The 18,609-nt window shown below is 72.5% G+C and carries 17 protein-coding genes; 9 read left to right on the forward strand and 8 right to left on the reverse strand.

The window, feature by feature from the left end:
* The first annotated feature begins 84 nt into the window (after positions 1-84).
* Both ACFYXE_RS27810 and ACFYXE_RS27815 read left to right on the forward strand, forming a co-directional pair.
* On the forward strand, positions 85-1,461 hold the full coding sequence (locus ACFYXE_RS27810; protein ID WP_361176951.1) for a hemolysin family protein: 1,377 nt from the start codon (positions 85-87) through the stop codon (positions 1,459-1,461).
* Positions 1,458-2,543 (forward strand): hemolysin family protein, encoded by a 1,086-nt coding sequence (locus tag ACFYXE_RS27815; RefSeq protein WP_389316656.1) that lies wholly within the window; start codon positions 1,458-1,460, stop codon positions 2,541-2,543. The genes ACFYXE_RS27810 and ACFYXE_RS27815 overlap by 4 nt, the downstream gene beginning before the upstream one ends.
* Before the next feature lie 79 nt (positions 2,544-2,622).
* On the opposite strand, the gene ACFYXE_RS27820 is transcribed toward ACFYXE_RS27815, so the two are convergent.
* Together ACFYXE_RS27820 and ACFYXE_RS27825 are read right to left on the reverse strand one after the other, a co-directional pair.
* The gene (locus ACFYXE_RS27820) at positions 2,623-4,542 is read right to left on the reverse strand and encodes an AAA family ATPase (protein WP_389316659.1); all 1,920 of its coding nucleotides are present in this window, start codon (positions 4,540-4,542) and stop codon (positions 2,623-2,625) included.
* A 457-nt stretch (positions 4,543-4,999) separates the two neighbouring features.
* Positions 5,000-5,647: a uridine kinase gene (locus ACFYXE_RS27825; protein WP_389316662.1), complete on the reverse strand. Its 648-nt coding sequence runs from the start codon at positions 5,645-5,647 to the stop codon at positions 5,000-5,002.
* Between the two features lie 220 nt (positions 5,648-5,867).
* On the opposite strand from ACFYXE_RS27825, the gene ACFYXE_RS27830 reads away from it, so the two are divergent.
* The gene (locus tag ACFYXE_RS27830) at positions 5,868-7,304 is read left to right on the forward strand and encodes a peptidase C39 family protein (protein WP_389316665.1); all 1,437 of its coding nucleotides are present in this window, start codon (positions 5,868-5,870) and stop codon (positions 7,302-7,304) included.
* A 60-nt stretch (positions 7,305-7,364) separates the two neighbouring features.
* Here ACFYXE_RS27830 and ACFYXE_RS27835 read toward each other — a convergent pair whose 3' ends face one another.
* Both ACFYXE_RS27835 and ACFYXE_RS27840 read right to left on the reverse strand, forming a co-directional pair.
* A complete protein-coding gene (locus ACFYXE_RS27835) occupies positions 7,365-7,556 on the reverse strand; it encodes a CsbD family protein (protein ID WP_361179494.1) in 192 nt (63 codons plus the stop codon).
* A gap of 77 nt (positions 7,557-7,633) precedes the next feature.
* Positions 7,634-9,115, reverse strand: coding sequence for a M1 family metallopeptidase (locus ACFYXE_RS27840; protein WP_361179497.1), 1,482 nt, complete (start codon positions 9,113-9,115; stop codon positions 7,634-7,636).
* A 220-nt stretch (positions 9,116-9,335) separates the two neighbouring features.
* On the opposite strand from ACFYXE_RS27840, the gene ACFYXE_RS27845 reads away from it, so the two are divergent.
* Entirely contained in the window at positions 9,336-9,482 is a 147-nt protein-coding gene (locus ACFYXE_RS27845; protein WP_389316670.1) for an SCO1431 family membrane protein, read from the forward strand.
* Here the strand turns inward: ACFYXE_RS27845 and ACFYXE_RS27850 are convergent.
* The 3 genes from ACFYXE_RS27850 to ACFYXE_RS27860 are packed head-to-tail and all read right to left on the reverse strand — an operon-like array spanning position 9,460 to position 11,953.
* Entirely contained in the window at positions 9,460-10,371 is a 912-nt protein-coding gene (locus ACFYXE_RS27850; protein ID WP_389316674.1) for a hypothetical protein, read from the reverse strand. The genes ACFYXE_RS27845 and ACFYXE_RS27850 overlap by 23 nt on opposite strands.
* Complete coding sequence (locus ACFYXE_RS27855) at positions 10,368-11,348, reverse strand: DUF6114 domain-containing protein (protein WP_389316677.1); 981 nt, start codon at positions 11,346-11,348, stop codon at positions 10,368-10,370. Before ACFYXE_RS27855 ends, ACFYXE_RS27850 begins: the two co-directional genes overlap by 4 nt.
* Positions 11,339-11,953 (reverse strand): DUF6230 family protein, encoded by a 615-nt coding sequence (locus ACFYXE_RS27860; RefSeq protein WP_361179505.1) that lies wholly within the window; start codon positions 11,951-11,953, stop codon positions 11,339-11,341. The genes ACFYXE_RS27855 and ACFYXE_RS27860 overlap by 10 nt, the downstream gene beginning before the upstream one ends.
* 141 nt (positions 11,954-12,094) lie before the next feature.
* On the opposite strand from ACFYXE_RS27860, the gene ACFYXE_RS27865 reads away from it, so the two are divergent.
* Positions 12,095-12,718, forward strand: coding sequence for a TetR/AcrR family transcriptional regulator (locus ACFYXE_RS27865; RefSeq protein ID WP_389316681.1), 624 nt, complete (start codon positions 12,095-12,097; stop codon positions 12,716-12,718).
* A 68-nt stretch (positions 12,719-12,786) separates the two neighbouring features.
* On the opposite strand, the gene ACFYXE_RS27870 is transcribed toward ACFYXE_RS27865, so the two are convergent.
* Positions 12,787-14,031: a glycoside hydrolase family 18 protein gene (locus tag ACFYXE_RS27870; protein ID WP_361179509.1), complete on the reverse strand. Its 1,245-nt coding sequence runs from the start codon at positions 14,029-14,031 to the stop codon at positions 12,787-12,789.
* Between the two features lie 347 nt (positions 14,032-14,378).
* Here ACFYXE_RS27870 and ACFYXE_RS27875 point away from each other — a divergent pair, with 347 nt between their 5' ends.
* The 4 genes from ACFYXE_RS27875 to ACFYXE_RS27890 all read left to right on the forward strand — a co-directional run bounded on the left by ACFYXE_RS27875 (position 14,379) and on the right by ACFYXE_RS27890 (position 18,609).
* Positions 14,379-15,554, forward strand: coding sequence for an acyl-CoA dehydrogenase family protein (locus ACFYXE_RS27875; protein ID WP_389316685.1), 1,176 nt, complete (start codon positions 14,379-14,381; stop codon positions 15,552-15,554).
* Between the two features lie 154 nt (positions 15,555-15,708).
* Positions 15,709-15,912, forward strand: a complete 204-nt coding sequence (locus ACFYXE_RS27880; protein ID WP_389316688.1) for a hypothetical protein — start codon at positions 15,709-15,711, stop codon at positions 15,910-15,912.
* Positions 15,913-16,351: 439 nt separating this feature from the next.
* Positions 16,352-17,479 carry a hypothetical protein gene (locus tag ACFYXE_RS27885; RefSeq protein WP_389316691.1) on the forward strand — a complete coding sequence of 376 codons (1,128 nt, stop codon included), beginning with the start codon at positions 16,352-16,354 and terminating at the stop codon, positions 17,477-17,479.
* A 29-nt stretch (positions 17,480-17,508) separates the two neighbouring features.
* Positions 17,509-18,609 carry a phosphotransferase family protein gene (locus tag ACFYXE_RS27890; RefSeq protein ID WP_361179516.1) on the forward strand — a complete coding sequence of 367 codons (1,101 nt, stop codon included), beginning with the start codon at positions 17,509-17,511 and terminating at the stop codon, positions 18,607-18,609.

Below are 18,609 nucleotides of genomic sequence, written 5' to 3' on the forward strand. Positions count from 1 at the left end.
TCCGGCGATGGACGGATCGTCCTGTAGTACCTGCGCCGCCCCCTCCCGACATACCGGGACCGGCCCGACCGGAGAGGCGGCGGCATGACAGTGCCCCTGCTGCTTCTCGGGGCGGCATTCCTGCTGATTCTCGCCAACGGCTTCTTCGTGGCGGCCGAGTTCGGCCTCGTCACCGTCGAGCGGCCGGACGCGGAGAAGGCCGCGGCCGACGGCGACCGAAGGGCCCGTACGGTCGTCAGCGCCCTCAAGGAGCTGTCCTTCCAGCTCTCCGGCACCCAACTCGGCATCACCATCACCTCGCTCGTCGTCGGCATGCTCGCCGAACCGGCCCTCGCGCGGCTGCTCGCGGGCCCGTTCACGGCGGTCGGCGTCCCCGAGGGCGCCGTCGGCGGTGTCTCCGTGGTGGTCGGCATGCTGCTCGCCTCCGCCGTGCAGATGGTGATCGGCGAGCTGGTGCCCAAGAACTGGGCGGTGTCCAGGCCGCTGCAGGTCGCGCGCTTCGTCGCCGGCCCGCAGCACGTCTTCGCGCGCCTCTTCCGGCCCGTGATCGCGCTCCTGAACACCGTCGCCAACCGGCTCGTGCGCATGCTCGGCGTCGAACCCGCCGAGGAGCTGGCCTCGGCCCGCACCCCGGGCGAACTGGTCTCCCTGGCCCGGCACTCGGCCCAGGCCGGTGCCCTGGAGCAGGACACCGCGGACCTGTTCGTGCGCACCCTCTCCCTCGGCGAGCTCACCGCGCAGCACGTGATGACGCCGCGCGTGAAGGTCAGCGCCCTGCAGTCCTCGGCGACCGCCGAGGACGTGGTGAACCTGACCCGGGCCACCGGCCTGTCCCGCTTCCCCGTCTACGACGAGCGCATCGACGAGATCGTCGGCATGGTGCACCTCAAGGACGCCCTCGCGGTGGCCGCCGAGGCACGCCTGCGCACGTCCGTGGGCCGCATCGCGCAGCCCCCGGTGCTCGTCCCCGAGACGCTGCCCGTGCAGCCCCTCCTGGAGCGGCTGCGCAGCGAGCAGCCCATAGCCGTCGTCGTCGACGAGTACGGCGGCACGGCGGGCGTCGTCACCCTGGAGGACATCGTCGAGGAGCTCGTCGGCGAGGTCCGCGACGAGCACGACCGGCTCGACCTGCCCGACCTGTGCCCCGCGCCGGCCGAGGACGGCCGGGCCGCCTGGGACGCCGACGGCAGCTGTCGCGTCGACACGCTCCAGCGGATAGGGCTCGACGTCCCCGAGGGGCCGTACGAGACCGTGGCCGGACTCGTGGCCGACCTGCTCGGCCGCATCCCGGCCCCCGGCGACCGCACCGAACTCCCCGGCTGGCGCCTGTCGGTGCGCCAGGTCGGGCACTACCGCGCGGAGCGGGTGCGGCTGGTGCGCACCCGGGAAGCCGGTGCCGTACAGGCCGGCGCCGCGGGGGCCGCCCCCGCCGCCGTGGATGCCGTGGAGGCCATCCGATGAGCGTGCTGCAACTTCTCTTCGCCGTCCTGCTGGTGCTCGCCAACGGCTTCTTCGTGGGCGCCGAGTTCGCCCTCGTGTCGGTGCGCCGCAGCCAGATCGAGCCGCTGGCGTCCAAGCGGGCCCGCCAGGTCCTCTACGGCCTGGAGCACCTGCCGCAGATGATGGCGGCCGCCCAGTTCGGCATCACCGTCTGCTCGCTGACGCTCGGCGCGGTCGCCGAGCCGACGGTCGCCCACCTCCTGGAGCCGGTCTTCGAGGCGGCCCACCTGCCCGCGGGGATGATCCACCCCCTCGGGTACGTGATCGCGCTGGCCGTCGTCGTCTTCCTGCACCTCGTCATCGGCGAGATGGTCCCGAAGAACCTCGCGATGGCGGCCCCGGAGAAGACCGCCCTCTGGTTCAGCCCCGGCCTGGTCGCCTTCGCGCGGCTGTGCCGTCCGGTGACCGTGGCGCTCGGGGCGTGCGCCCGGGTCGTCCTGCGGCTCTTCCGGGTGGAGCCCAAGGACGAGGTGGAGGCGGTGTTCACCAGCGTGCAGCTGGGCCGCCTCGTCGAGGACTCGGGCCAGGCCGGACTGCTCGACCCCGAGGAGCAGGAGCGTCTCGAGGACGCCCTCGAACTGGGCTCGCGCCCGGTCACCGACGTGCTGCTCGACCGGGCGTCCCTGGTGACCGTGGGCCCCTCGGTCACTCCTGCCCAGGTCATAGGGCTCACCGGGCGCACCGGCTACTCCCGCTTCCCGGTCCGCGCGGAGAACGGCGCCTTCATGGGCTACCTCCACGTCAAGGACGTCCTGGACCTGGAGGACACCGACCGGGCCGTGCCGCAGCAGGTGTGGCGCCCGATGACCACGCTGCGCGCCGAACTCCCGCTGGACGACGCCCTGACCGTGATGCGCCGCGCGGCGACGCATCTCGCGCAGGTCGCCGACGCCTCCGGCCGGGTGCTCGGCCTGGTCGCCCTGGAGGACGTCCTGGAACTCCTCGTCGGCGAGGTCCGTGACCCGGCGCACCGCGTCACGCTGCCGCGGACCCCGCCGGAGGAGGCCAGGGACACCGTGCTCGCCGCGGGTCCGGTGGGCTGACGGCCGCCGCCCGCGCCGACGCCCGCGAGGAGAGCGTTCCTCGCCGGCGTCGGCGTTCTGCCGGGGTGCGGCGGCGCGGTCAGATGCCGGGCGTGTCCTGCGGGCCCCGGCCGGAGAGCACTTCTCCGTAGGCCTGCATCAGGTCGGGCAGCCGCAGCGTGGCGAGGTCGTCACGGTCCGGGGCGCCCGGATAGCCGGACAGCCGCAGGTCGCGGTAGGCGCAGCTCTTCTCGTACAGGGTGCGCAGGAAGCGGCCGTTGCCGAGCTCGTCGATCCAGGACTGGTCGACGACGTGCCCGCTGATGGAGCGCAGCTCCTCCAGCGCCTCCTCGTCCCACACGTCGCCGTTGTCGGCCGCGAGGACCTCGCCGATCGCGGTCAGTTCCAGCGGGCGGTACGAGGGGAAGTCGACGCGGGTCGTGAAGCGCGAGGACAGGCCGGGGTTGGCGGCGAGCAGCCGGTCCATGCCCTCGGGGTAGCCCGCGAGGATCACCACGAGGTGGTCGCGGTTGTCCTCGGCGCGCTTGAGCAGGACCTGCAGGGCCTCGTCCCCGTAGGCGTCGCCCTTGCCGTAGCCCGAGTTGGACAGGGAGTACGCCTCGTCGACGAAGAGGACCCCGCCGATCGCCGAGTCGATGAGCTCGTTGGCCTTCACCGCGGTCTGGCCCAGGTACTCGCCGACGAGATCGGCGCGCTGGGCCTCCACCAGGTGGTCGCCGCCGAGCAGGCCGAGCGCGTAGAAGACCCGGCCGAGGATGCGGGCGACCGTGGTCTTGCCGGTGCCGGAGGGGCCGGAGAAGACGAAGTGTCGTTTCGGCGGCTGTACGGGAAGGCCCTGGGCGGCCCGCAGGCGCGCCATGTTCAGCTGTGCGGAGAGCGCCTTGACCTGGCGCTTGACCGGCTCCATGCCCACCATGCCCTCCAGTTCGGAGAGGGCGGCCTCCAGGAGCGCGGGGTCGGTGGGGCCGGGCGGCAGCTGGGGCGGGCCCGGCTTGATGGGGATGATCGCCTTCTCCCGGACCCCGTCGGTCTCGGCGGGGCCGGAGGGGACGGCGGGCCCCGCGGGCCCCGGCGGGGCCGACGGGCCCGTGCCCGCGGGCAGTTGGGAGTCGGTGACCTTCAGGTCCCGGCCCTCCGTGCCGAACAGCGCGTCCATGCCGTCGGGGCTCTCCAGCATGTCCTGGCCCGCCCCGGACAGGCTGATCGCGGCGGCGAGGTCGGCCGCCTCGTCGTACCCGTCGCCCTCGGCGATGGCCGCGAGCCGGGCCGAGGTGTCCATGAAGGACGCGTCCACCCGGTGCACCGCGCGGTACAGCGGCAGGGCGGCCGCGGAGCGTCCGGTGCCCTCGTGCGCGCGGGCCAGCCAGTAGCGCAGCTCCTTGCGCTGCGGCTGTTCGCTGCGACAGCGCATCAGGGCGGCGGACAGCAGCGGCTCGGCCTGGCCGTACGTCTCCAGGCGCACCCGGGCCATGCCGCCGAAGAGGCCCGCCTCGATGCCCAGCATCGGGTCGTCGATCAGCGGGTCGGTGTGCCGCACCAACTGCTCCCAGTCCTTGACCAGGTAGGAGCGGCAGGCGTGCAGGAAGCGCACCTGCGGATCCGCGTCGACCGGCGGCAGTCCCGCCAACGCCCGGTCGAGCTCGGGCACATGGCGGCCGTCCAGCCAGTGCGAGGCGTGCGCGAGCAGCAGGTCGCGGGTGCTCTCCAGGACGGGCTGCACCCACCAGCCGAGCCAGTACCAGGAGTTGAGGGCGCGGGCGTGCCGGGTGCGCTGCTCGCCGAACCGGTCCCGGTGCTGGAACATCCGCAGCAGCGCCGTCGTCGTGTCGATGCGCAGCGCGTGCAGGCCGAGCCAGCCGTCCGCCATCCCGGGATCCATCCGGACCGCCGTCCGGAATTCCTCCTCCGCCTGCGGATAGGCGCCCATCGTGTAGGCGTCGACGCCCCTCAGCCAGGCGAGGTCGGCCGGGGCGGGTGAGCCCACCGCGTCGAAGTCCATCAGGTCCCCCACAAACCGTGCCCCCGTTTGCGTACCGCCGGACCTCTGCCCGCCGGCGACTGCGCTGAACCACTGCGCTGAACCACTGTGCTGCGGACGGGAGTTGCCTCGATGCGCAGAGCGGCCGTCCGAAAAGGCGCACCGATAAGCATCGTACCTGCGGGGGAGCGGTCGGCCGTAGGGTGCCGCACCGCGGGATCGGCCGGAAAGGGCCGACGGAGGAGCCATCCGATGGTGACCGACGGTGAGCGAACGGCGGCTCGCAGCGCCCGGTTTGCGGCTGCTCGGGGCAGAACGAAGCCCCCGATCACGGGGGAACAACCGGGGGCTTCGGGACTGCGGGCGATCCCGGAGGACCGCACATTCAGAACGTAAGTCCTGTAAGGGCCCCGGGTCAAGCGGAGTTGGGGCACTCGCGAAAACTCGTGAGGTCAAGTGGAAGTGGAATTCCGGAGGTTCAGCGGACCGCCGACGGCCCTTCACTCTCCGTGACGGATTCGGTCCCCGCAGGCGTCACACCCGGCCCCCGGATCACCTCGTATCCCTCCGGGCACTGTCGCACCAAAAGGTGGGCGAAGGGCCGCGAGGGATCCCCGCTGAAGTGCTGGAGCTCCGCGGGTTCCCAGCCGTCCCAGAAGTCGCTCTGGACCGTCCCGTCCCGGCGGCGCCCCCGCTGCCACGCCTCCTCGTGCGGCACGTCCATCCACAGCACCGCGGCCAGGTGCGGGCGCAGCGCCCGGCGGCCCGCGCCCACGCCCTCGACGAGCACCACGGGGGCGGGCGGCAGGGGCGTCTCGGCGGGCCCGAACCGGCGCTCGTGCCAGTCGTACGTCGCGTAGTGCGCGGTCTCGCCGCGGGAGAGCGGGTCGAGGACCTGGCGCCGCAGCCGCTCGGTCCAGGCGAACAGCTCGGTGTGGGTCGCGATGTCGTCGAGCCGCAGCACCGGCGCGCCGCCGAGCGCCTCGGCGAGCCGGCGGGCGAACGTCGACTTGCCGGAGCCCGCGTGCCCGTCCACGGCGACGAGCCGGACCGGGCCGACGGAGGGCGGCAGACGGCGCAGGGCGGCGGCGAGGCGGGGGAGCGGGGTGGGCGCGTGTGCGGTCATCAGGGGCAAGGGTACGACCGCGGAAGAATGCGTTCCGCGCGCCGTCGCAGGTCATGCCATTGGTTGAGGCCAATATTGATGTGTGCGGCGGCGGTCGGGACGCTGGCAGAAGTCGGCCGGGACCGGCCATAGTTGCCCCACCTTCCTTCCGCGCGCCCGCGCATCCGACCCGCCCCTTCCGGATCCCGCCGGAAACCCACGTCGACTGGGGGTCCCCTTCATGGACCGAGCAGCCCGAGCAGACCGAGCAGGCACAGGAACCGACCGAGCGGAGCGCGCCGCGGGCGCGGGCCGCGCCGACGCGGTGTCGCGCAGATCCGTGCTGGCCACGGCCGCCACGGTGGCCGCCGTCGCGGTGACCGCCGCCCCCGCCCTGGCCGCGGGTGCCGCCGGGGGCCGGGGCCGTGCCCCGCGCGCCGACCGCCCGGTGGACAACCGTTTCTGGACCTCGCACGAGGACTGGCGGTCCGGCACCGCCGAGGGCACCGCCGTCGCCGGCTCCCGCGCGGGCCTGCGCATCGGCAAGGCCGCGGGCCGCACCGACTACGCCGACCCGCACACCGGCAGGACCGCCACCTGGGAGTACGCCCGGTGGACCGGGCCCACGCACCGCTCCTCGGTGCCCGCCACCGAGGTCATCGCGTCCTGGAACGCGCACACCCCGACCGGCACCTGGCTCCAGGTCGAGCTGCGGGGCACCTACTCGGACCGCACGAAGACGCCCTGGTACGTGATGGGCCGCTGGACCTCGGGCGACGACGCCGAGAAGGACATCCGGCGGACCTCGGTCGACGACCAGACCGACGACAGGTCCACGGTCTGGACGGACACGCTCTCCCTGGACGACGCGAGCACGGGCCTGCGGATCGACGCGTACCAGTTGCGCCTCACGCTGTACCGCACGCCCGGCACCAGCCAGACCCCCACGGTCTGGCGGCTCGGCGCGATGGCCTCGGCGATCCCCGACCGCTTCACGGTCCCCGCGTCCACGCCGGGCCTGGCCAAGGAGCTGACGGTCCCGCGCTACTCGCAGGAGATCCACGCGGGCCAGTACCCGGAGTACGACAACGGCGGCGAGGCCTGGTGCAGCCCGACCTCGTCGCAGATGATCATCGAGTACTGGGGGCGCGGGCCCACGGCCGAGCAGCTGGCCTGGGTCGATCCCGCCTACGCCGACCCCCAGGTGTGCCACGCCGCCCGGTACACCTTCGACTACCAGTACAACGGCTGCGGCAACTGGCCCTTCAACGCCGCGTACGCCTCGACGTACAAGGACCTCCAGGGCGTGGTGACCCGGCTGACCTCGCTCACGGAGCTGGAGACGCTGATCGCCGCGGGCATCCCGGCCATCACCTCCCAGTCGTTCCTCAAGGAGGAGCTGACCGGCGCGGGCTACGGCACGGCGGGCCACCTGATGACGGTGATCGGCTTCACCGCGGACGGCGACGTGATCGCGAACGATCCCGCGTCACCGAGCAACCCGGCGGTGCGCCGTGTCTACCGGCGGCGGGAGTGGGAGAACATCTGGCTCCGCACCCAGCGCCACAACGCCTCGGGCAAGGTCGTCTCGGGCACCGGAGGCGTCTGTTACCTCTACTTCCCGACGAAGCTCTCCGCCCGTCAGCGCGGCGCGCTGGCCGCGGTCGGGGTGCGCTGAGGCGCGGCCCCGGGACGCGCGTGGGCCCGCCCTCACGGGAGGGCGGGCCCACGCGGCGGGTCAGCTGTCGTCGTCGCCTCGGAGCGAGTCGCGCATGCCCTCGGCCTTGTCGCGCACGCTGTCCGCGGCGTCCTTGGCCTTGCCCTTGGCCTGGTCGGTCTTGCCCTCGGCCGCCATCCGGTCGTTGCCGGTGGCCTTGCCCATCATTTCCTTGGCCTTGCCTTTTGCCTTGTCCATGGCGCTGTCGCCCATGACGGCTCCTCTGGTTCGGGGACGCCTCCACGCTATGAGGGGCGGGGGAGGACCGCATGTCGAGAGCGTGCCGGCGGTCACCTCGCGGGGTCCACCACCCAGTCCGGGTGGCCCGGCATCGGCGGGGTCCTGGAGCCGTACAGCCACGGGGTGAGGAAGTCCGTCAGGTCCTCGCCCGCGACCTTCGACGCCAGGTCGATGAACTGCCGGGTGCCGGCCGTGCGGCCCTCGTAGCGGTGGAGCCAGGCACGCTCGATCCGCTGGAACGCGGCGTCGCCGACCTGCTCGCGCAGCGCGTACAGGACCAGCGCCGAGCCGTCGTAGCGCATGCGCTTGAAGAGGTTCGGCTCGGTGGGCTCGGCCGGGGCGCCGTAGTCGCGACGCCACTGGTCGTGGGCCTGGTAGGCGGTCTTCATGGCGGCCTCGAAACTGTCCCCGCCGTGCTCCTGGGAGTACGCGCGCTCGTAGAAGCGGGCGTGTCCCTCGCTCAGCCACAGGTCGGACCAGCTCTTGAGGGCCACGCTGTCGCCGAACCACTGGTGGGTCAGCTCGTGCACCAGGTTCCGCTCGGCGTCGACCCGGGTGCCGAGCAGGTCGGCCTTCGGCACCAGCGAGAGGGTCTGCGTCTCCAGGGCCACGGCGAGGTCGGTGTCGCCGACCAGCACGCCGTAGCGGTCGAAGGGGTAGGGGCCGAGCTTCTCCTGCAGCCAGGCCAGGTGGTCCGGGGTGAGCGCCCGGTAGGCGGCCGTCGGGTCGACGAGGTCCTCAGGGACGACGTCCCGCAGCGGGATGCCGCCCGGCCCCGCGCCGTCGATCAGGCGGAACTTCCCGACGGCGAGCTGCACCAGCTGGGTCGACAGGGGCTGCTCGGAGTCGTACGTCCAGCGCACCCGGCCGTCGGGGCGCTCGGTGCGCGCGACCAGCTTGCCGTTGGCCACGGCCGTGCGGTCGGCCGGCGTCGTGATGCGGAAGGTGATCGGCGCGCGTTGGCTCGGGTGGTCGTTGCCCGGGAAGATCAGCCGGGCGCCGTTGGGCTGCGGGTAGACCACCGTGCCGTCGGGCGTGGGGATCCAGCCGTAGTCCTCGATCGCGTCGTCGCGGTGCCGGGTCTGGGTCGGGTCGGCGGTGTAGGTCACCTTGACCGTGAAGGAACGGCCCTTGGCGAGGGGCGACTTGGGCGTGACGGTCAGCTCGTCGCCCTCGCGCGCGGTGCGGGCCGGGGAGCCGTCGACGCTCACCCGGTGCAGGGTGTTGCCGCCGAAGTCCAGGTTGAAGCGGGACAGCGCCTGGGTGGCGTGCGCGGTGATCGTCGTCGTCGCCTCGAACGGGGTCCGGGGGGCCTGCCAGTCGAAGTCCAGGTAGTAGCGGTCCACCCGGTACCCGCCGTTGCCGTCCAGCGGGAACATCGGGTCGCCGAGTCCGGGGGCGCCGGGCGAGGGCTTCTCGGCGGGGGCCGGGGCGGCCTGCGAGACGGATGTGGTGAGGGCGGCCGTCGCGGTGATCGCGGCGGCGAGGGCGAGCCGCGCTCTGCGGCGGGGCGTCGTCCGGTTCGTGCTCATCGGGAACCTCTCGGTCGTGCGGTGCGCGGGCGAACGGACGGGAGGAATACCCCGCCGTCCGTACAGAGACGCGGGGCCCTCCGTCCGAGTTGCGGCGTGACCAAGGTCTCTCCCGCAAACCCGTCCGCGGCTGGCAAGGTGGAAGAGGTTCCGTGGGGGGAAGCCACGGCCGGGAATCCCGTGGGGGACGCCCTGCCCGTCGAACGTCAGCGAGAACGACATGACCGCGACCTCTGCCACCGCCGTCCGAGTGAAGGCCCGCACCGGCGGCCCCCAGGACGACGGACCCAAGCTCCTGGAGCACCTCGCGGGCTGGACCCTCGTCGTCGTCCTCGCGATGCTCGTCACACAGGCCGGTCTGCTCTGACGCCGCGCTCCTGATCGCCGGGGTCGTCGATGCCCGCCCGCCAGTGCCGTCCGGGGACCCCGACCAGGCCGTACAGCCAGCGCACCGGCGACCGCCCGTGCAGCAGCGTGACGCCCGCCACCACCGCGAACAGCGGCAGGCCGAGCCAGCCGCCGACCAGCCGCACCAGCCCGTCGGCGAGGAGCGCGCCGGCGAACGGCAGCCCGTAGACCCCCGCGCCCGCGATCGCTACGGCGAGCAGCCGCGGCACCTTGCGGTCCTCGTCGGCGCCCGGCAGCGACCAGCCCTCCATGAGCCAGCCGATCTCGGTGGCCAGCATGGTGCCGATCACGGCCGCGCCGAAGAGCAGCAGCGCGAGGAACGTCCCGGACGTCAGGAAGTCCAGCAGGTGGTTGACGACGCTGTCCTCGGGCCAGTCGGCGAAGTCCCCGGCGCGCGGGGACAGGAAGCGTCGGTAGCCCGTGCCGTCCCAGCCGTGGATCAGCGTCCCGAACAGCAGGAAGTAGCCGCCCACGCACTGGAGGTAGGCCCAGTAGCCCGCCCCCACCAGCACCAGCCCCTGCGCGACGAGGAATCCGACGATGGCGGCGACCGGGATGCCGCCCGCGTAGAACAGCACGAACCCCGCCCACACGCCGTCGTGGCCGTCCGCCACGTGCATCGTGGACCAGGCGGGGTTCTGCCACAGCAGGAAGAGGCCGGTCGGCACCATCAGGACGGCGGCGAAGAGCGCGGTGAGCGCCAGGTAGGGATTGGCGGCGCGGCTGCGCGTGCGCGGGCCCTCACCCGCGTTGATCCGCTCCCACACCTGCAGCTGCCGCCCGGCCGAGAGGGCGAACGTCGCGCCGATCGCGTACGCCCAGAACAGCGCGGCCTGGATCTGGATCATGCCGAGGCCTTCAGTGAGAGACCGCCCGCCACGATCGAGTCCGAGGAGACCAGGGCCTGTTCGGCGCTCACGTCCGTCATGAAGACGAACGGCGGCACCAGGGGCGGCACCGGCAGCCTGTCGGGCGTGAAGGTGAGGCAGAGGATGCCCTCCAGGCACCCGCGGAACTTGGTCAGATACAGCGTGACCCGGCCGTCGAGGTCCAACGTGTCGGCGCCCAGGGCGAGTTCCCGGCTGCCGTCGCGGGTCCTGAGCCGGTAGTCGGTGAGCGAGGCGGCCTTCATCCGCAGCACCATGACCTTCAGCGGCCCGTCCGCGGTCGGGATCTCGGTGACGCCCGCCACCAGGAAGCCCTGGGGCGCGAAGAGCGTCGTGGTGACGGTTGGCGGCACGCGCGCCGCCTCGATCGTCTCCGCGGGCGCCGCCCGCGCCGGACTGCCGTGCCCGACGATCCCCGCGACGAGCAGCACGGGCAGCAGGACGCCGAGCGTGCGGGTGCCCTGCCCGTCCCGGACGCGGGGCCGGGCCGGGTCCTCCTCGGCGTCCTGCGGCACGGGCGTCCAGCCGAAGCCCATGGCGCTGCCCGCGATGCCGAGGAGCATGCCGACGAGGAACCCGCCGAGGTTCGTGGCGGCGAACGAGATCACCGAAAGGATCAGCGCGTTGACGCTGACGTAGTGGTGCGTGTGCGGCAGCAGCCACAGGAAGAGACCCGCCACGACCAGCGCGATCCCGATGCCGAGCGCCGCGATCCCGCCGAGCCCCAGGCTGACCAGGACCGTCAGCGGGGAGAGCGGGATCAGGAGCATCTCGGCGCCGCCGAGCATCAGCAGCAGCCCGCCCCAGAACGGCCGGGTGCGCCGCCATCTGCGGACGACCCGGCGCTGTTCGGGCCACGGCAGGCGCCGGTCGAGCCAGCCGCCGCCGTCCTTGCGGAAGGCCCGGACACCGCCCCGGCCGCCGCCGGTCAGAAGCACTTCTTGCCGCCGAGGCTGACGTCGACCTTCATGCCCTTGAGCCGGAAGTTGCCGCCGGTCGCCGACCAGGCGTGCGACTTCACCCCGGAGACGGTGATGTCCCCGGCCTGCAGGCCGAACTTGCCCCGCTCGCCCTTGACCCCGGGCACCTCGTCGAGCGTCGAGGCGTCCCGGCCGATCTGTGCGGTGCCGAAGCGGGCGTCGCCGACCAGGTCCTCGCCGTCGATGATGAGGTTGCTCGCGGTCACCTCGCCGGCGTCCCCGCCCGCGGTCAGCTTGAACACGACGGTGCCCACCGGGGTCTTCACCTCGGCGGCCTGGCAGATGTCGGACAGGGTGGCGTCACCGATGCCCAGGAGCGCCACCGGGTGCCCCTTGCCGTCGACGTCCCGGTCCGTCTGGACGTACGAGGACAGGCCCTGGCTCGTCAGTTTGCCGGACGACACCTGGAAGCTGGTGCCGGAGACGGCGAAGGACGCGGCGAGCGCGCCCTCGGCCATCACGGAGGCCATCACACCGACGGCCAGGACCGCCGGCAGGGCCACCACGGCCGTCTTCTTCCAGGAGGTTCTGCCCTCGCGTAACGCGGTGCGTGCTGCGCTCACTGTCTTCCTCCCGTACGTCGTTCCGCGGCGTCAAAGCGTGCGAAAGGGGAGTGCGTGATGTGCGGTCGGGAGCCGACCGGCAGGCGGCACTGTTCTGCCATACTGCGGACATCCCGAGGCAGTTGGAGACTAGGGCCGAAATTGAATAATAGTCAACAGCGCGGTACCGACCGCTCCGCGGCGCGCCGTGCCGAACTCATCGCCATCGGCCGGAAGCTGTTCGCCGACACGTCCTACGACGCCCTGTCGATGGACGACATCGCGCGGCACGCGGGCGTCGCCAAAGGGCTGATCTACTACTACTTCAAGTCCAAGCGCGGCTACTACCTGGCGATCATCGAGGACTCGGTGGCCGACCTGGTCGCGCGCGCCGGACGCCACGACGACCTGCCGCCCGTCGAGCGCGTGCAGCGCACCATCGACGGCTATCTGCGCTACGCCGAGCACCACCAGGCGGCGTACCGCACGATCATCAGCGGCGGCGTCGGCTTCGACGCCGAGGTGCACGCCATACGCGACGGGGTGCGCGAGGCCCTCGTCACGGCGATCGCCGAGGGGGCGTACGGCCGCAAGGACATCCCGCGGCTGGCGCGCACCGCGCTGCTGGGCTGGTTCTCCAGCGTGGAGGGCGTCACGCTGGACTGGATCGGCCACCGGGAGCTGTCCCGCGAGACGGTCGGCGCGCTGCTGGTGCGCACCCTCGGGGACACCCTGCGGGTGATCGAGGACTTCGAGCCCTCGTACCCGGCGCCGCCCCGGCCCTGAGCCCCGCGCGCACGCGAAGGGGGCGGGAGCCGCACCGGCTCCCGCCCCCGACTCGTGCGTACGTCAGGTCAGTTGATGGCCTTGATCAGCTCACCGTTGGACGTGTCACCGCTGAGCTCCCAGAAGAACGTGCCGCCGAGGCCCTGCTGGTTCTTGTAGTTCATCTTCCCCGCGATGGTCGCCGGGGTGTCGTAGCTCCACCAGTTGTTCCCGCAGTGCGCGTACGCGGTCCCGCCGACGGTGCCGTTGGCCGGGCACTTGGTCTTCAGTTCCTTGTAGTCGTCGATGCCCTGCTCGTACTTGCCGGCGGCGGGGCCGGTCGCGGTGCCGCCGGGCGCCTTCTGCGTGACGCCGGTCCAGCCGCGGCCGTAGAAGCCGAGGCCGAGCAGCAGCTTCTGCGACGGCACCCCGAGCGCCTTGAGCTTCTTGATGGTGGCGTCGGAGTTGTAGGACTCCTTCGGGATGCCGGTGTACGAGGTGAGCGGCGAGTGCGGGGCGGTCGGGCCCTTCGCGTCCCAGGCGCCGAAGTAGTCGTACGTCATCGGGTTGTACCAGTCGACGTACTGCGCGGCGCCGCCGTAGTCGGCCGCGTCGAGCTTGCCGCCCGCCGAGGCGTCCGCCGGGATCGCCGCGGTGACGAGGTTCTTGGAGCCGAACTTCGCGCGGACCGCGGACATCAGGTTCTTGTACGCCGCGCGCCCGCTGGTGTCGCAGCTCAGGCCGCAGGCGTTGGGGTACTCCCAGTCGATGTCGATGCCGTCGAAGACGTCGGCCCACTTGGAGTTCTCGACCAGGTCGTAGCAGGACTGGGCGAAGGCCGCGGGGTTCTTCGCCGCCTCGGTGAAGCCGCCGGACCAGGTCCACCCGCCGAAGGACCAGAGGACCTTCAGGTTCGGGTGCTTCTTCTTCAGCTTGCGCAGCTGGTTGAAGTTGCCGCGCAGGGGCTGGTCCCAGGTGTCGGCGACGCCGTCCACGGCCTGGTCGGCGGTGTAGGCCTTGTCGGTCGCCGCGTAGGCGTCGCCCATCGTGCACTTGCCGCCCTGGACGTTGCCGAAGGCGTAGTTGATGTGCGTGAGCTTGGCGGCCGAGCCGGACGTCTCGATGTTCTTGACGTGGTAATTGCGGTCGTAGACACCCCACTCGGTGAAGTATCCGACGACCTTGGAACCGGCCGCGGCCTTCGTCGCGGTGCTCTTGTCCTGCTCGGCGGATGCGCTGCCCGCGCCCGCCAGCAGACCGGCGCCGAGGACGGCGCAACAGGTGGTGGCGACGAGCGCCCGGAAGGAGGCGCGGGAGGTGTGCGGTCTGAGCATCGTGTCTCCTCGTGGGGGGAAACCGGAGGGGGAAGTGGTGCTGTGGACCTGCGTGAAGCCATTGGCATGAACGCGTTAAGACGTTCGGGGGAACAGTAGGAGGACTAGACCAGTGCGGTCAATGGTTCGTACCAATCGGGCCGCGATCGACGATCTTCGGCTATCTTTCGAGTAAGCGGTCGTTAACTAGTGACGGGCTGCCGTCGATCGGGCATACTCAACGCGCCACAGCCGCTGGTCAGCTGCCTCCGTGACCCGGAGCAAGCCCCCCGGCTCGGCACGTTTCCCGGCGGCGCCGCCCCACCCAGCGCGGGCGTCCGCCGCAGCCCCACAGGGAGGAGAGCGTCATGCCCGACCACATCACGCAGTCGGTCGACCGTCAGCTGCCCACGGATGAGGCCAGGGATCTGCTCTCGCTGGTCCGGGACATCGCCCAGCGCGAGATCGCCCCGGCCGCGGCCGAGGAGGAGGACGCCGGGCGCTTCCCCCGCGAGGTCTTCACGCTGCTCTCCGGGTCCGGACTGCTCGGGCTGCCCTACGACGCGGAGTTCGGCGGCGGCGACCAGCCCTACGAGGTCTACCTCCAGGTCCTCGAGGAGCTCGCCGCGGCCCGCCTGACCGTGGGGCTCGGCGTCAGCGTCCACACCCTGTCCTGCCACGCCCTCGCCGGGTACGGCAGCAAGGAACAGCAGAGCGACCACCTGCCCGCCATGCTCGGCGGCGGCCTCCTCGGCGCGTACTGCCTCTCCGAGCCCGCGTCCGGATCCGACGCGGCGTCGCTGCGGACCAAGGCCGTGCGGGACGAGGACGGCGACTGGGTCATCTCCGGCACCAAGGCGTGGATCACGCACGGCGGCATCGCCGACTTCTACACGGTCATGGCGCGCACCGGCGGCGAGGGCCCCCGGGGTGTCACGGCCTTCCTGGTGCCGGGCGACGCCGAAGGGCTGAGCGCCGCGGTGCCCGAGAAGAAGATGGGCATGAAGGGCTCGCCCACCGCGCAGATCCACTTCGACGGCGTGCGCGTCCCGGACGCCCGCCGCATCGGTGACGAGGGCCAGGGCTTCGCCATCGCGCTCTCCGCGCTCGACTCGGGGCGGCTCGGCATCGCGGCCTGCGCCGTCGGGGTGGCCCAGGCGGCGCTCGACGAGGCCGTGGCGTACGCCACCGAGCGGCAGCAGTTCGGCAGGCCCATCGCGGACTTCCAGGGCCTGCGCTTCATGCTCGCGGACATGGCGACGCAGATCGAGGCCGGCCGGGCGCTGTACCTGGCCGCGGCCCGGCTCCGCGACGCGGGGCGGCCGTTCGCCAAGCAGGCGGCCATGGCCAAGCTGCACTGCACGGACACCGCGATGAAGGTGACCACGGACGCCGTGCAGGTCCTCGGGGGCTACGGCTACACCGCGGACTTCCCCGTGGAGCGCCTGATGCGCGAGGCCAAGGTGCTGCAGATCGTCGAGGGCACCAATCAGATCCAGCGCATGGTCATCGCACGTCACCTCGCGGGTCCCGACTCGCGCTGAACGGCCCCGGGTCGAACGGCCCGGTGCCGAACTGCCCGTGGCGCACCGGCGGCGCCACGAGCAGCGCCCACTCCGGGTCGTGGCGCCCGGGCAGCGTCCGGCCGCGGTCGGCCCAGTGCCGGATGAGCGCGCCGTAGATCGGCGGGTCCTGGACGTGCCCCTGCTGGTACGGCGGGGGGTGCGGCTGCGGGTGTGCGTGCAGCTGCTGTTGCGGGTGTGGGTACGGGAGCGGCTGCTGAGGTGCGTGCGGCTGCTGGGGCGCGAACGCCGACTGCTGCTGATGCATCGGCTGGTGCATCTGCTGGTGCGGCTGGGGCGGGCGGGCCGACTGGTGCGGTGGCGTGTGCGGCTGGTGTGACGGCTGGTGCCGCGGGGGCCCCTGAGGCCGCTGGGGAACCGATTCTGCGGCAGCGGGGACCGCCACCAGGGTGCGCCGTCTGCGGCCGCTGGGGAGCTGCGCCGGGCCCATGTCCGTGCCCATGTCCGTGGGGGTCATACCGGGCCAACGCCCGCCGCCGCACCGAGGTCACCGCCCCGGCGAATCGAGCGTCTGTTCATGGCGGGCGGGTGCGCCCGTCCCCCGGGTGTGAGGAGGCGGCCGTACGCCCTCGCGCGGCAGCCCGGTCCCGCGGGCCCTCGGCCGGAAGGCGGGCGGCCCGGCCGGTGCCCGCCGCGGCCCCGCGAACGGCCCGACGCGTCTCTGGCTCCGGCCCGAGAACTGACGTACCGTCAACTCCGCGCCGGGGCGCCTCGCGTCCCTGCGCGCCTCAACTGCCGTGTGACCAGGGAGGTTTGCCGTGGCAGACGACCGTCCGGTCCCGCTCGACGAGTACCCCGTGCACCAGGTCCCCCTGTCGATGAAGCACGTTGCGACGGGCGACCGCAACGCCTACGACCGGTGCATCTTCCACCTCTTCGACCACCAGGGCCGCGCCCTGCTCATCCTCGGGCTCGGCGTCTATCCGAACACCGGCGTCATCGACGCGTACGCCACTCTGCGCACCGGGGACACGCTGCATGCCGTACGCGCCAGCGACGCCCTCGGCGAGGACCGGATGACGCTCCGCGTCGGCCCGCTGGCCATCACGGTCGACGAGCCGCTGCGCCGCATCCGTCTGGAGTGCGCCGCCGACCCGGACGACCCCGCGTCCCTCTCGTACGACCTCATCTGGACCGCGGACTTCCCCGCCCTGTGGGAGCCGCACCACATCCAGCGCAGGGGGGACCGGCTCTCCCTCGAAGGGCGCCGCTTCGTCCAGGCCGGCCGGCCCTCCGGGGTGATCAGGGCCGGCGGCCGGGAGACCGCGGTGAACGCGGGGGAGTGGACCGCGACCCGCGACCGCAGCTGGGGCGTGCGGCCCATCCCCGGCGAGGAACGCGGGCGCCTCGAAGAGGAGTTCGCCACCGAGGGCTTCCACTGGATCTGGTGCCCGGTGCGCTTCGAGGACCGCTTCCTCATGGTCATCGCCCAGGAGGACGCCGACGGCTACCGCACCCTGAACGACGCCACCCTCGTCCGCCCCGGCCGCCCCGACCGCCAACTCGGCTGGCCCCAGGCCGACATCACCTACCGCCCCGGCACCCGCCACCCCGAGCGTGCCGTCCTCCACCTCACCGACCCCGACGGCCGCAAGCCGCTGGAACTGGGCGTGGACGTCCTCGCCTCGCTGCCCCTGGCCGTGGGCGCCGGATACCCGCCCGCCGACGACTGGCAGCACGGCACCTGGCGGGGCCGCGACTGGACCGACCGCCGCACCTACGACCTGTCCGACCCCGCCGCCCACCCCCTCGCGGCATACGGCGTCATCGACCACGCCGCGCGGTTCACCCTCGACGGGCAGACCGGCTACGGCATCTTCGAGCACGGCAGCTTCGGCCGCCACGACCCGAGCGGGTTCACCGGATTCGACTCCGTGGCGCCCTGACCGGGCGGACAGGAGGAAGGAGCACGGACATGGCAACGGCACCCCGCCCCCGCACCACCACCCGCGAACCGGACGACCTCGCCCGCCGCCTCACCGCCTGGCTCGACACCAAGCTGCCCGGCGCCCGGGCGGCCGAGGTGACCGTGCCGGAGTCCAACGGCATGTCGAGCGAGACGCTGCTCTTCGCCGTCGAACACCCCGAAGCGCCGTTCAGGAACTGCGCGTTGCGCGTGGCCGCCGACCCGGCGGCGTACACGATCTTCCCCGTCTACGACATGCCGCGCCAGTACCGCACCATGCGGCTGGTGGCCGAGCGCACCGACCTGCCCGTGCCCCGCGTGCTCTGGCTCGAGCGCGACCCGGGACCGCTCGGCGCCCCCTTCTTCGTCATGGAGCGGGTCGAGGGGCACGTCCCGCCGGACGTCATGCCGTACACGTACGAGGGCAACTGGCTGCACGCTGCGACCGACGCCGAACGCGCACACCTCCAGGAGGCGTCGGTCCGGCTCCTCGCCCATCTGCACGACCACGTGCCGCCGGACGAGGCGGAGTTCCTCGCGCTGCCCGGCGAGGGCAGCCCGCTGCGCCGCCACGTCGAGGCCCAACGCGCCTACTACGCCTGGGTGGTGGAGGGACTGCCCCGCTCACCCGTCATCGAGAGCGCCTTCGACCGGCTGGCGGACCTCTGGCCGCACGACGAGGGCGATCCGGTCCTGAACTGGGGCGACGCGCGGATCGGGAACGTCATCTACGACGGCTTCGAACCCGCCGCCGTCCTGGACTGGGAGATGGCCTCGCTCGCGCCGCGCGAGGTCGACCTCGGCTGGATGATCTACCTGCACCGCTTCTTCCAGGACCTGACGGTCGGCTTCGGCCAGCCCGGCCTGCCGGACTTCCTGCGCCGCGACCACATCGAGGAGGCCTACGCCCGGACGACCGGGCACACCCCGCGCGACATGGAGTTCCACACGCTGTACGCGGCGCTGCGGCACGCGATCGTCATGCTGCGCGTCGCCTACCGACAGGTGCACTTCGGCGAGGCCGAGGTGCCCGCCACCGAGAAGGACGCGGACACGCTGATCCTGCACCACGACAGCCTGGCCGCCATGGTGCAGGGCACCTACTGGTGA

Source organism: Streptomyces sp. NPDC002564, from assembly GCF_042889645.1.
Lineage (GTDB): Bacteria > Actinomycetota > Actinomycetes > Streptomycetales > Streptomycetaceae > Streptomyces.